Below are 13,141 nucleotides of genomic sequence, written 5' to 3'. Positions count from 1 at the left end.
CCCCAACTGTTTTGGTTCACTACTTTTCTGTAGAACCAAACGGGAGATCCTTTTATTTTTTAGTCCAGACTTGCGGAAACGACCAAAAGGGGCTTTAATGGAGGCTTAGGAGGAAATCGCTTATGTCAAAGTTACAAGCACCCATCGGCGTCTTCGATTCCGGCGTCGGGGGCATCAGTACCCTACGCACCCTGGCGCGTGTCCTGCCCCAGGAAGACTTTATTTTTTACGGGGATTCCGCTAACGCCCCGTACGGTGAAAAGAGTTCAGCGGAGGTTTGCGTCTTAGCCAGCCAAGTCATGGTCCAACTTAAAGCCCACACGGTCAAGGCCGTCGTGATCGCCTGCAACACTGCGACCAGCGCAGCTAAGCAGCAACTCATCGCCGCTAACCCAGACATGCCAATCTTAGGCATCGAACCGGCCTTAAAACAGGCGTTCGATGCCGGCAAGCAGCACATCTTGGTTATGGCCACGCCGCTGACCATCAGCCTGCCCAAATACAAGGCCCAGGTCGCCCGCTTCGAGGAGCGCACCCACGTTTATTCGTTGCCCTGCCCCGGGCTAGCCGACCGCATCGAACTAGGCCACGACGGGATTGAACAGATTCAAGAACTGGTCGACCAATTGATGGCCCCGGTCTTAAACGACCCCATCGATGCCATCGTCTTGGGTTGTACCCACTACCCATTCATCGCCGACATGATTCAAGCCAAGTACGACCACCCCGTCACCATCTACACAGGCTACGAGGGCTTGGCCAACAACCTGGCAGCCCAGCTCAAACAACGTGGGTTACTGCGTACGGAAAATGCCGACCAACACATCGACTTTCTCAGCAGTCGCAACACCCCCGATGAACTGGCGTTGTACCAACATTTGTACGATTACGGCATCACCCAGTAACGACAAAAATCCTGATTACCAACTTGAATTGCGTTGGTAATCAGGATTTTTTAGTGCACCCTAATCACTTTAATTATCTGTATCGACAGTGGTTTGGACCAAGCACCTCACAAATATTGGCTACATCACGATAACAACTTTGCCGAAGCTCTCATGGCTACTTAAATAGGCATGAGCTTGTCTTAAGTGGTCAAAAGAAAAAGTCTTGGCCGGCTGAACATCAACTTGATACTTAGCCAAGAAATCTAACATCTCTTGAATACTCGTTTGCGAAACATCGCCCGAATAAAAACTGGTTAGGTAGCGGTTATTAGGAATCGCGGTGATGGGATCAAAATCATCTAAAGTCCACACGCCACCCAATTGCCCAGTAGAGTTAAGAATCCCAAATTCTTTAAGGTGTTGCAGGGCATCCGGCACACTGAGTGGACCAATTAAATTCACTATTTTATCAAATGCCCCACAATTTGCGGGTAATTCTCGACTATTAGGCGCAACGATAACTTTATCAAATCCCGCATGCAATAACTGATTTTCTTTAGCCGCTGTTCGACTAGTACCCGTCACCTTAACATGCGCATTAAATGCTTTGATGAGCCGACACACGGCAATCCCTACCCCGCTTGTTGCCGCTTGAATAAGAACTTCATCGTTTGCTTGAATTTGAAGACTTTTGGCTATTCCAAATGCTGTGTAGTAGGTCTCCGGGATAGCTGCTAAGTTAGCAATGGATAACGTCGTTTGGACCGGGTAAACTTGGTCATTCGGCAACAGGACGTCTTCTGCATAACTCCCATCAAATTGTCTTCCCATTTCACCCATGATTGAAATGACGGTCTGACCGGGTGTCAATTGTTGTGGAACCGAACTGGCTACAATTTTACCGACCACTTCAATCCCCAAGATTCGTGGAAATTTAACGCTTGGTGACTTGCCTTCCCTTGTAAAAATTTCGGAATGATTGATGCCAAAACCTAGAACTTTGACCAAATTCCAACCTGGTTTGACCTTTGGAGTTGCCACATCTTTTAGTTCCAACACTTCAGGACCACCCGGGTGTTCCACAACGTAAGCCTTCATCAAACACACCCGCCTTTCTTATTTCAATAAACCATGGGTTTTTAAATACGTTTTCGCTACTGTAGCCGCCTTTTCGTGGTTAATCGTAACGCGGTAATTCATTTTTTGCATATCTTTTGTACTGATTTTATTTACCAATTTGTTCAAACTTTTAACGATTTGCGGATTTTTCTTCGCAAAAGACTATTTCATTAACGGTGCACCTTGGTAAGGTGGGAAAAAATGTAAATTGTCTTTTAGAAGGGTCAAATGATACTTAGGAATCTGTGGATCCGTTGTATACGCATCAGCAACTTGGACACCCCCCCGAGCAAGTGCCTTATACCGTAGGGAGGGTTCCATTGTCCTGACACTATTAAAGTTTAATCCATATACCTTTTGCAATTCCGGATAACCATCCGCTTGTTGGAAAAAGTCAGGGTCAAACGCTGCTTTAAAATTCCGATGTTTTTTTAAATCAGAAAAATTACGTAGGTTATATTTTTTTGCAACACTGGTTTTCACGGCTATCCCATACCCATTTTGATATTTCATGGGGGCCAAAAAACGCATGTTAAACTGATTTTTTAATGCTTTTTTAGCAGTCTTATATGCAGAATGGGCATTGGGGTTCACTTTTGTATGTCCTTTAACCAGGGATTGGAGTACTGTTCCCGTAAATTCTGGATAAATATCGATTTTATTGCTTTGTAAGGCCTTGAACAGAAAACTGGTCCCACCAAAGTTTCGCTTTAAGTTTACCTTGATATTGGGGTTATCCTGTTGAATCAAATCCTTATACATATTAATTAAAATCTCGGGTTCGCCTCCCATTTTCCCCGCGATAGTAATCGTTTGTCGCTGCGGCGTGGCTAATTTAACGGCAGCCGTACCGATACCACCTATCAAGACAAGACTGACCAGGCCAATAATTGTCTTTTTGAAAGAAACCTTGGAAAGCACCCGAATCACGCCACTCACAATCAACGCGAGCAACGCTGATAAGATAGCCCCCACGATTAGGGCGTTATTATTGTTAGTTTGGATTCCCAATAGAATATAGGTCCCAAGGCCGCCGCCCCCAATTAACGCGGCTAGTGTTGCCGTCCCAATGACCATGACACTCCCAATCCGAATACCAGAAATAATCATGGGCATCGCCAGTGGAAACTGAACTTTGAACAGTTTGAAACGCCTTTTCATCCCAAAAGCTTCTGCCGCTTGAATTAATAGAGGATCAATCGAAGTCAATCCAGCGTAAGTGTTTTGATAGACGGGCATAATGGCGTATAACACTAAAGCAATGATAGCTGGAATCGTTCCAATCCCCACAAAGGGAATCAAAATCCCTAAAACGGCTAAACTAGGAATGGTTTGAATGACACTTGTCACCTGAAGCACGACTTCTCCCCATTTCTGATGATTCATAAGGATTACCGCCAATGGAATAGCAATGACAATGGTAATCAGAATTGCAATCAATGACAGTACAATATGTTGCCCCAAAGCCCCAATAATCTGCTGACTATTGTGTTGAAGATATGTTTCTAACGAATCCATGAATTAGTGGTCCCCTTTCTTCATAGTTGCAATGTATGCAGGAAAATCTGTTGGTACCAAAACAACGTTGGCAACTTCAATCAACGCCGCAGGGTTGCGGTGTAAAATAGTTGCCCAATCCATAATCGTGTCAGTTTGCTGCAAAACAAGCGCCTTTTGGTGATTTTTTGGTTGACCAAGTCCCGATTCAATGACCCGGGCTAAAAAAGCTTTTTGTTGAGAAGCATCGCGGAAAAAATTTTTAACAAAATCATTGGTTGGTGCCGCTAAGATCTCGTTGGGCGTACCAATCTGTTGAAGCTCCCCATTATGAATAACTGCCAGATGGTCTGCCAATTTAATGGCTTCCTGCATATCGTGAGTCACGAAGACGAAAGTGGTCGCCAGTGTTTGGTGCAACTGCAATACTAAATCTTGCAGTTGTCGCGTCGAAACGGGATCAAGGGCACTGAAGGGCCCATCCATCAGCACAATCATGGGGCTTGCTGCTAATGCACGAACGATTCCCACGCGTTGCGCTTCGCCACCAGACAATTCGTGCGGCATTTTCGTCATAAATTCTTTGGGAGGTAATCCGACCTCGGTTAGGAGTTCTGCAACCCGGTCATGTTGCTTTTCAGGTTCCCAGTTTAAGTTGGCCAGTTGAATAGCAGCGTTTTGGAAAACCGTCATGTTGGGAAATAAAGCACCAGACTGTAAGACATAACCAATGTTTTGGCGCAGTTTTGTCAGATTAAGATCATTAACATTTTTATCATCAATGCTGACACTGCCAGAAGTCGGCGTTTCTAACCGGTTAATCATTTTTAGTAACGTGGTTTTTCCAGAGCCAGAGGGTCCAACCAGCACAAAAAATTCATGGCTCTGGACTTTTAGGCTAAGTTGATTTAACGCTAATTTATCCGGATATTGTTTGGTGATTTGATTAAAAGTAATCATCTATATTCCTTCTTTTTAATTTTTTAAATACAGGCTACGGCAAGAATAGGCGACTTTGTCGTTGCTTAATCATTTGTAGGAATAGTCATTCGGTTATATTATTTTTCTAAGGTAGTCCTCCGCACAAAACTGCTACTAGCACTACACGTAAAAAGAGTCACTGGTCCTACTAAAAATTATTAATTTCATCGCCAATTCTCGCTTTTCAAATTGTATTTTCGACCATCACTAACTATAATATCCTTATGGTCTATTTTGAAGTAGGCGCTTTAAAGTTTTCTAGTAACTTTAAGTTACAAATGAGTTTGATAGGAATGGGGTGCTTGAATGTCAAGAAAATTACTAGAACAAAATGGGATTTGTCCCGTTGCAACCACGATTGATTTATTAAGTAGCAAATGGAAAGTTTTAATTGTCCGCGACCTATTAACCGGTACAAAGCGTTATTCTGAATTAAAGCAGAGCGTGGCGGGAATCAGTCAAAAAATGCTGACGCAAAGTTTACGCGAAATGGAAAGCGACGGCTTGGTCACTCGTCATGCTTATGCCGTCATCCCCCCCAAAGTCGAATATCGCTTATCTGACCTTGGTAATAGCATGCGACCCGTTATTGAGACGATGGCTAATTGGGGTAGTGTTTATCTTGATCAAAATCCGGATAAACGAAAAAAATTGGCCCAATCTGAGTGAAACATAGACTCGAACAACAGCTCCCGATAACGATAAAAATCCTGATTGCCAACTTAAATTGCGTTGGTAATCAGGATTTTTTTAGTCTATTTTGACCCGTTAATCAGATGTGGCGGTGGTCTGCGCCAAGTCCTTTAAGCGGTCAATCAGGTCATCGCGAACCGCGCGAAAGACCGTTAGTCGTTGGGCCAACGACCCCGTAGCCTGGGCGGGGTCACGTAACGGCCAGTGTTGGTGCTTGACCGTCGGTGGCGTCACTGGACAACGGTCGCGGGCGTCGCCACATAACGTGACCACTAGCGTGCAGTGTTGCAGGTAATCGGGGTCGATGACCTTGGAGGTCTGCTGCGAAATGTCGATGCCAATTTCGGCCAGGACCTGCACGGCCAGCGGGTGGACGCCGTGGGCTTCGATCCCGGCACTGGCGATGCGCCAGTCAGGGCCTAGAATCTTTTTGGCGAGGCCCCCCGCCATTTGGCTACGGCACGAGTTACCGGTACATAGGAAGTAAACTTGAGCGGGCATAGTGGTCACCTGTCTCTCCGATGTTTCACATGAAACATTCGTTTCTCTTAGTGTACCGCATCGGCGGTGAGTTGGCGCTGTAAATTAATCATCGCAATCACACCGCTGGCACAATCGCTGCCCTTATTGCCGACCTTGCCACCTGCGCGGTTCAAGGCCTGGTTCAAGTCGTCAGTGGTCAAAACGCCAAACATTACGGGGACTGGCCCGGCGGTCGAGACTTGCGATAAGCCGCGGGCCGTTTCGTCACAGACCACGTCGTAATGACTGGTTTGGCCCCGGATGACGGCCCCTAACGCGATGATACCGTCCACGCGACCCGAGTCCCCCATCAGCCGGGCGGCCCGGGGGAGTTCTAAGGCGCCGGGAACGTTGGCCGTTAAGATGTCATTGGTGGTCACGCCGAGTTCCTGGAGCGTCGCCACGGCCCCCGCGGTCAGCTTTTGCGTCACAACCTGGTTGAATTGAGCCGTCAGCACGCCGATGCGTAAGCCTTGCCCCTGTAAAGATGTTGGTAATGCTGTCATATTGACTTAAACCTCCTTGAGTAGGTGATGGAACTTTTGCTTTTTGGTGAATTAGATAGTTGCGGTCCGTTTTCTGCGGTGCCACTTCCAGGGATTCGCGGGTCACCTGTAAACCTAAGTTCTGCAATTGAGTGACCTTGTCTGGATTGTTGGTCAAAAGTTTCACGGTGTGGACCTGCTTTTGGTGCAAAATCGCGGCCACTAAGCCATAGTGGCGTTCGTCAGGTTGAAAGCCCAGTTGCTCGTTGGCTTCGACGGTGTCGTAGCCGTCTTCTTGCAGCTTGTAAGCCCGCAACTTGTTAGCCAGCCCGATGCCGCGGCCTTCTTGGCGCAGATACAAGACGGCCCCGTGGCCTGCTTGCTCGATAGTCCGCAAAGCCAGTGCCAGTTGTTCGCCGCAGTCACAGCGTTGTGACCCGAAGACGTCGCCCGTCAAACACTCCGAATGGACCCGCAACAACAGCGGTTCGTCGGGGGTAATCTGACCCTTGGAAATCAACAGTGTGGGTTCGCGGCCATCGTTAGTCGCAAAGGCTTCGAGTTGGAAGTCGCCGTACTTGGTGGGGAGGTGGACCTGGGTGATGGATTGGACCACGTCGATATTTTGTTGGTACCGGTAGCTTTGGATGTCTTGAATCGACAAAAACGGCATCTGAATCCCCTCGGCAAAGGCCTTCAATTGCCGTTTGCGCGCCATGTGACCGTCGTGCTTCAGGATTTCACAAATATAAGCGACTGGTCGCGCCCCCGCCAGCTTGGCCAAGTCGACGGCGGCTTCGGTATGACCCCCGCGTTGCAGGGTGCCGTGTTCCTTGGCAATCAACGGGAAGACGTGGCCCGGGTGGTAAAAGTCACCAGGACGAGACTTCGGGTCGGCCAACTGCCGAAGCGTGTCGGCCCGGTCGACGGCGGAGATCCCTGTCGAGGTGGTCTTGGCGTCGGCACTGACCGTAAAGGCGTCGTTACCGTGGGCGACCATCGGGGTCAACCCTAGGCTGGTCGCAATGTCTTGGCTCATCGGGGCACACAGGAGGCCCCGGGCGTTGGTTACCATTTTATTGACCGTTTCGACGGAGACGAATTGGGCCAAGCCCACCATGTCCCCTTCAGCTTCGCGGTGGTCGTCGTCGGTGACGATCACCAAGCCACCCCGCTGTAACGTGGTCAGGGCGGTCTCGACACGTTGTTTAATTGTGCTCATGTTTAGTTCCCTCCAACTGGTTTAAGTACTTGCCTAAAATATCGGTCTCTAAGTTCACGCGGTCGTGGGGCCGCAAGTCGGCTAGAATCGTCTGGTCCAAGGTGTGCGGAATCAGGCTGACGCTAAAGCTGTCGGCCGTGATGGCACTGACCGTGAGGCTGACGCCGTCTAAAGCGACCGAGCCTTTGAAGACCACTTCGTTTTGGCACTGTGCCGGTAACGTAAACGTCAGGACCACCGCATTTTCGTCGGTCTCCCGCTTGAGTAGCCGCGTGGTGGTGTCCACGTGCCCCAAAACGAAATGACCGTCCAGACGGTCCATGACACCTAGGGCCGGTTCAAGGTTCACCCGCTCACCGGTCGCCAGGTCGCCCAGCGTACTGCGGCGGCTAGTCTCCGGCATGATGGTCGTGGTAAACCCTTTTGGCACTAACTGCGTGATGGTCAAACAAACGCCGTTGATGGCGAGACTGTCCCCCACCTTGCTGTGGCATGTCGCCGGTAAGGACGTTTCAAACGTCAAATCGGCGTGGGCGGCCGTGCGGTTAATTTTGGCGACGGTGCCGACATCTTGAATAATTCCTGTAAACATTAGCTTACCCTCCTAAAAGTCAAGCGGACATCGGGTCCGAGAACTTGCGTGTCGGTCAGGCGTAAAGGTAATTGTTTTCCACCAGCGCCACTGACGGCCGGTAACGCTTGGCCACCTAACAAGGTCGGGGCCACGTAGGTCACCACTTGGTCGACCAGACCGGCCGCCACGAATTCGGCGTGCAGGTGACTACCGCCCTCAACTAAGAGGGCTTGAATGCCTTGGTCGGCCAAAAACGCCACAATTTGTTCCGGCGTCCAGGCTTGACCGGCCGTCACGGTGACGAAATCCGGCCAGGTCCGGTGGCTAGGTTGGCGGCTCAAGAGCCACACCGGCGTGGTGTCCTGAAAGAACCGGTTGGTTAAGTCGAGCTGGTCGGCAGCGTTGACCACCACGACGCGCCGGGGCGCCACGGCTAACTTTTGGTCGCGCACCGTCAGGGCCGGTTGGTCGATGGTTAAGGTCCGTTCACCAATCAGGATGGCTTGTTGGCAGGCCCGTAAGGCTTGGCTATCGTGCCCGGCCAGCTCACCAGTCAAGCGGGTCCGCTGCGCGGTAGCGGCGTTCAACTTGCCATCGGCGCTGACCGCCATCTTGAGGGTCACGAACGGGCGGTGGTGGTGATAATAAAAATTATAGGTGGGGTTCAATCCCTCCGTTTGGTCGAGGACCGTCACGGCGATGCCCGCCGCCTCTAAGATGGCGATGCCCTTACCCGCGACCAGCGGGTTGGGGTCGCGTTGGCCGATGACCACCCGGGCAATGCCCACGGCCACCAGTTTGCGGGCACACGGTGGTGTCTTACCGTAATGGCTGCAGGGTTCGAGCGTCACGTACATCGTGGCCCCCTGCGCTTGGGCAACATCGTCCAGTTGGTTTAACGTGTCGATTTCAGCGTGAGCTTGCCCAAACCGGTGATGGTAACCTTGCGCTAAAATCTGGTTGTGTTTGACCAGAACGGCCCCCACAATGGGGTTCGTCCAGGTCTGATTGCTGCCGTGACGGGCTTGCGCCACGGCGAGCGTCATATAATCTTGGTCTGTGATCTTGATTCACCTCGCAAAAAAAAGGCCCCGCAATGTAGCTGCGGGGCCATGATTGAAAGCTAAATAAGATCTCCGAGTTGGGGCCATGCTTAAAGCGCCCCCATACAGGTCGAAAGTCAAATTTATTTCTTCTCCCATCCAGACTTTACTGTCGGTCCCAGACTTGCACTGGGTCCACCGCTATACGCGGGTCACGGACTTCAACACCACCTGGCGTTGTCACCGTCGGTCGGGAATTTCACCCTGCCCCGAAGAAATGTATTCAGTTAACACTTTTAGGCTACAGCAGATTTTCGCGGGGTACAACCCAAAATTACAAAAAAATCGCTCATTCTATGTTATTAATAATCATTGATAACATGATGTGAGCTGGCCCGCCTAGTCTTGCACGGGTTGAAACATCTGCGGGTCCAACCGGGTCACATTCCCCGACTGCCGCAACGGACCCGTGGCCTGTTGAACCCGATAGATGTGATTACGAAAAACCACTAATTCACCGCGTCGATAGTGGCGACTGGGGGGAATAACTGCTGGCTTCTTGGGCCGTTTTTTCCGTGGAACTCGCTGGTTGGACCGTCGTGACCCAAGTCAACAGCCCCACTGCTCCCACCGTCAGAACTAAAATTTTGATGACATATCGCCCTAATTGTCGCACGCTCGCACCATCTCCGTTGATTTTTGACACTTATGCCTCCAAGGTTATCGCTTTCATCGCTAACTGGCCACCCACAATCATTTCGTTTTGTGACGACTTACCGACTAAATCATTGCGCCGTTGTCCCCTGCGTCTGGATATCCAAGCGCAAGTAGTGTACATTTAAACCCGTAGAGAATAATTAGGAGGTTCAATTTTGATTACCATTAAATCACCACGTGAAATTGAAAAAATGAACGCTGCCGGCACCTTACTGGCCAACATCCATTTAGGCTTACGGAACCTGATCAAGCCCGGTATCGATAGCTGGGAAATCGAGAAGTTTACCACCCAGTACTGCGCCGACCACGGCGCCATTCCGTCCGAAAAGGACGTCGATGGCTACCACTACGCCACTTGCATCAGTATCAACGACGAGGTCGCCCACATGGCGCCACAAAAGGGTCGTCTGTTGAAGAACGGTGACCTGGTCAAGGTCGACATGACCGTCTCTTTGGACGGCTACCAGGCCGACTCCTGCTGGGCTTACGCAGTCGGCGACGTCAGCGACGACGTCAAACGTTTGATGGATGTTACCCGCAAAGCCCTGTACCTGGGCATCGACCAATCGGTTATCGGTAACCGCATCGGCGACATCGGCGCGGCCATTCAGGACTACGTCGAGACCCAAAACCACATGGGTGACGTCCGCGACCTGATTGGCCACGGGATCGGCACCGAAATGCACGAAGAACCCGACGTTCCCGCTTACGGTGAAGCCGGCCACGGTATCCGGTTACGCGAAGGCATGGTCATCACCATCGAACCGATGGTCAACTTGGGGACCTTCGAACTGACCGACAAGCTCGACAAGGACAACTGGGAATACTATGTCTCCGCTGACGGGTCGTTATCCTGCCAGTACGAACACACCCTGGCCATCACCAAGGACGGGCCAAAGATCTTGACGTCGCAAGACCCGGACATCGACGCCAAGTACCTGCTCTAAACTTAACTTTATTGCGTCAAAAAGCGCCCACCACTCGTTATCGTGGTGGGCGCTTTTTAGGTTAGTTGTCAAAATTTTACCAGAGGTAGTGAACCGGATTCTTCACGTACTGGTCGTAAACGTCACGGACGATGGCCATCTGGTCCGGCGTCAACGCAGGCAGGTCGGCGGCGCTGGTATTGCGCTCGATTTGCGTCGGGTTGCTAGCCCCTGGAATCACGGCGGAAACCGCGTCGTTCATCAAGATGTAGCGTAACGCCGTAGCCGCCAGGTTGTCCGTGCCCAACCGCTTTTGCAGTTCAGCCGCGGCCTTGACGCCCGTCAGGTAATCGACCCCAGAGAAGGTTTCCCCTTTATCGAAATGTTCCCCGTTACGGTTGTTGGCCCGGTGATCGTCTGCCGCAAACTTAGTGTCAGCGGTAAACTTCCCGGTCAGTAAGCCACTGGCCAAGGGGACCCGGGCCAAGATGCCCACGTGTTGCTTCTTGGCGAGGTCAAAGAAGAGGTCCGCTGGCCGTAAGCGGAACATGTTGAAGATGATTTCGACGGCCGAAACGTTGTAGTCCAGCGCCTTAATGCCCTGTTCGACCTTTTCCACGCTGACCCCGTAGTGGCGAATCTTACCGGCCTGTTTCAGCCGGTCCAGTTCGAAGAAGGTTTCGGGACTGTAGTACACCTCAGTCGGCGGACAGTGTAGCAATACCATGTCCAAGGCGTCGACGCCCATGTTTTGCCGGGACGCATCGACGTATTGGTCCACGTGTTGCGGGTCAAAACGTTCGGCCGTTAACGGTTCTTCTTTACGACCCAATTTCGTGGTGAAGTGCACGTCCGGGTGGGTCTGCAAGAACTTTCCCACGGCCTTTTCACTGAGACTGCCCTGGTACCCATCGGCGGTGTCAAAGAAGTTCACGCCCTGGTCATAGGCTTCTGCCAGGGTGTCCAAGGCATCTTGTTCGTCAAACGGCGCGCCCCACTTGCCACCGAGTTGCCAGGTCCCTAATGAGACCTCGCTGATGTCAAACCCCGTGTCACCAAATTTTCGATAATGCATCTTGACTCCTCCTTCTATTTCCGGCTAATCAACTGATTTTAACGCGTCCAACATGTTGACCCGTTTGAGCTTGACGTGCATGATGCCCATCACCAGCAAGCTAAAGGCTAGCGTGAGCACGGCCGCGTACAAGTAACTCACGGGGTGAATCCCGGGCGAGAACATCAGCGCGTTGGTCTCCGCCGTCTGTAAGATGTAGGCGTGGAGCCAATCCCCTAAGAAGCACCCGACCAGGATCCCCAGGACCGTCAAAATCAGGTTCTCCCGGAAAATATACATCGTTACCTCGTGGTCGTAAAAGCCCAGGACCTTGATGGTCGACAATTCCCGAATCCGTTCGGACACGTTGATATTAGTTAAATTATACAATACCACTAACGCTAAAGCACCTGCTGAAATCACAAAGATCAACACGACCAGATTCATGCTATCCAGCGACTTGAAATTGGTCTCCCGCTGGGCGGCCATCAACGTCACGTTTTGAATTCCCTTGTGCCGTAACAAGCGGTCGGCAAAGGCGTTCCCTGCCTTCTCACTGGTCTTATGCAACTTCACCAAGTTTCCATTGTAGACCGGTGCCTGGTGAAAGGCTTTGCGATACGCCTGGGGGCTCAAGTAGATGAAGTGGTTGATGTAGTTTTCGGCGATGGCCGCGACCTTGACGTGGCGGGTCTTTTGGCCGGCCGGTTTAACGGCCAACTTGTCGCCCACTTCTACGTGGTACAGCTTGGCGAGTTTCTCGTCGATGACGGCGCCCGTCTTTGGCAGGGTGTAAGCTTTGTGAGTCTGGCGGTTACGCAAGGTCACGAATTGGCTCAACCGCTTCGGTGTCTGCGGGACGCTCAACGTGACGGTCTGCTCGGCCACGCCGCTTTGTTTCGCCGCGACCTGGGTCGACTGGAGCGTCAAACTTCCTTTATAGTTAGTCGCCTGCTTCAACGCTCGTTTTTCACTGGCGGTCTGGTCGCCGCTACGCGTCACGATGGCGTCGTAGTGCCAGAGGTCGTTGAACTGCTTGGTGCTAATGTCGCCAATCGAGTCCTTCAAGCCGAACCCGGTGATCATCATGGCCATACAACCGGCAATCCCCAGCACCGTCATGATCAACCGTTGCTTATAACGGAACAGGTTCCGCAGGGTGATTTTGTGGTTAAAACTCAACCGGCGCCATAGCCCGGTCCACCGTTCCAGCCACAGAGTCTTTCCTGCTTTAGGGGCCTTGGGTTGGAGTAGCTTGGCGGGCAAGCTGCGTAGGTCGACCCGTAAGACCACCAGCGCACTGCCCAAGGTGCAGGCCAAGGCAATCACTAAGGCCACCACGATGTCGACCCAAAGGTATTGGACCCCGATGGCCGGCAGGTTGTACATGCTGCCGTACGCCTGGGCGATAAACCGCGGGA

General features: G+C 51.3%; 12 protein-coding genes, 2 pseudogenes and 1 riboswitch. Of the genes and pseudogenes, 3 read left to right on the top strand and 11 right to left on the bottom strand.

Annotated features, from left to right (window positions below; all coding sequences use genetic code 11):
- Nucleotides 1–122 precede the first annotated feature (122 nt).
- Nucleotides 123–905 carry a glutamate racemase gene (gene murI, locus DXH47_RS07900; RefSeq protein WP_129032817.1) on the top strand — a complete coding sequence of 261 codons (783 nt, stop codon included), beginning with the start codon at nucleotides 123–125 and terminating at the stop codon, nucleotides 903–905.
- Between the two features lie 120 nt (nucleotides 906–1,025).
- Here murI and DXH47_RS07895 read toward each other — a convergent pair whose 3' ends face one another.
- The 3 genes and pseudogenes from DXH47_RS07895 to DXH47_RS07885 all read right to left on the bottom strand — a co-directional run bounded on the left by DXH47_RS07895 (nucleotide 1,026) and on the right by DXH47_RS07885 (nucleotide 4,463).
- A complete protein-coding gene (locus DXH47_RS07895; protein ID WP_129032816.1) occupies nucleotides 1,026–1,985 on the bottom strand; it encodes a zinc-binding dehydrogenase in 960 nt (319 codons plus the stop codon).
- Nucleotides 1,986–2,003: 18 nt separating this feature from the next.
- A pseudogene (locus tag DXH47_RS07890) lies at nucleotides 2,004–3,524 on the bottom strand (ABC transporter permease/substrate-binding protein).
- Between the two features lie 3 nt (nucleotides 3,525–3,527).
- Nucleotides 3,528–4,463 (bottom strand): ATP-binding cassette domain-containing protein, encoded by a 936-nt coding sequence (locus tag DXH47_RS07885; RefSeq protein WP_129032815.1) that lies wholly within the window; start codon nucleotides 4,461–4,463, stop codon nucleotides 3,528–3,530.
- A gap of 327 nt (nucleotides 4,464–4,790) precedes the next feature.
- Here DXH47_RS07885 and DXH47_RS07880 point away from each other — a divergent pair, with 327 nt between their 5' ends.
- A complete protein-coding gene (locus DXH47_RS07880) occupies nucleotides 4,791–5,153 on the top strand; it encodes a winged helix-turn-helix transcriptional regulator (RefSeq protein ID WP_129032814.1) in 363 nt (120 codons plus the stop codon).
- 99 nt (nucleotides 5,154–5,252) lie between these two features.
- Here the strand turns inward: DXH47_RS07880 and arsC are convergent, their stop codons facing one another.
- The 6 genes and pseudogenes from arsC to DXH47_RS07850 all read right to left on the bottom strand — a co-directional run bounded on the left by arsC (nucleotide 5,253) and on the right by DXH47_RS07850 (nucleotide 9,729).
- Complete coding sequence (gene arsC / locus DXH47_RS07875) at nucleotides 5,253–5,678, bottom strand: arsenate reductase (thioredoxin) (protein ID WP_129032813.1); 426 nt, start codon at nucleotides 5,676–5,678, stop codon at nucleotides 5,253–5,255.
- Between the two features lie 47 nt (nucleotides 5,679–5,725).
- Complete coding sequence (gene ribH / locus DXH47_RS07870) at nucleotides 5,726–6,205, bottom strand: 6,7-dimethyl-8-ribityllumazine synthase (protein ID WP_129032812.1); 480 nt, start codon at nucleotides 6,203–6,205, stop codon at nucleotides 5,726–5,728.
- Nucleotides 6,206–6,211: 6 nt separating this feature from the next.
- Nucleotides 6,212–7,406: pseudogene (gene ribA, locus DXH47_RS07865) on the bottom strand (GTP cyclohydrolase II).
- Nucleotides 7,393–7,998 carry a riboflavin synthase gene (locus tag DXH47_RS07860; protein ID WP_129032811.1) on the bottom strand — a complete coding sequence of 202 codons (606 nt, stop codon included), beginning with the start codon at nucleotides 7,996–7,998 and terminating at the stop codon, nucleotides 7,393–7,395. Before DXH47_RS07860 ends, ribA begins: the two are co-directional and overlap by 14 nt.
- On the bottom strand, nucleotides 7,998–9,044 hold the full coding sequence (ribD, locus tag DXH47_RS07855) for a bifunctional diaminohydroxyphosphoribosylaminopyrimidine deaminase/5-amino-6-(5-phosphoribosylamino)uracil reductase RibD (RefSeq protein ID WP_170954986.1): 1,047 nt from the start codon (nucleotides 9,042–9,044) through the stop codon (nucleotides 7,998–8,000). Before ribD ends, DXH47_RS07860 begins: the two co-directional genes overlap by 1 nt.
- A gap of 122 nt (nucleotides 9,045–9,166) precedes the next feature.
- Nucleotides 9,167–9,304: riboswitch (FMN riboswitch) on the bottom strand.
- A 233-nt stretch (nucleotides 9,305–9,537) separates the two neighbouring features.
- A complete protein-coding gene (locus tag DXH47_RS07850; RefSeq protein WP_129032809.1) occupies nucleotides 9,538–9,729 on the bottom strand; it encodes a hypothetical protein in 192 nt (63 codons plus the stop codon).
- A 166-nt stretch (nucleotides 9,730–9,895) separates the two neighbouring features.
- Between DXH47_RS07850 and map the strand changes: the two genes are divergently transcribed.
- Nucleotides 9,896–10,687, top strand: coding sequence for a type I methionyl aminopeptidase (gene map / locus DXH47_RS07845; RefSeq protein ID WP_129032808.1), 792 nt, complete (start codon nucleotides 9,896–9,898; stop codon nucleotides 10,685–10,687).
- Between the two features lie 76 nt (nucleotides 10,688–10,763).
- Here map and DXH47_RS07840 read toward each other — a convergent pair whose 3' ends face one another.
- Both DXH47_RS07840 and DXH47_RS07835 read right to left on the bottom strand, forming a co-directional pair.
- Complete coding sequence (locus tag DXH47_RS07840) at nucleotides 10,764–11,741, bottom strand: aldo/keto reductase (protein WP_129032807.1); 978 nt, start codon at nucleotides 11,739–11,741, stop codon at nucleotides 10,764–10,766.
- Nucleotides 11,742–11,765: 24 nt separating this feature from the next.
- Nucleotides 11,766–13,141 (bottom strand): ABC transporter permease (locus DXH47_RS07835; RefSeq protein WP_137975625.1); only part of this gene is annotated, 1,376 nt, incomplete at its 5' end.

The sequence above is a fragment of the Levilactobacillus suantsaii genome (assembly GCF_004115745.1).
Lineage (GTDB): Bacteria > Bacillota > Bacilli > Lactobacillales > Lactobacillaceae > Levilactobacillus > Levilactobacillus suantsaii.
Note: the sequence above shows the minus strand (reverse complement) of the source record. Positions and strands in the feature narration are given on the sequence as shown.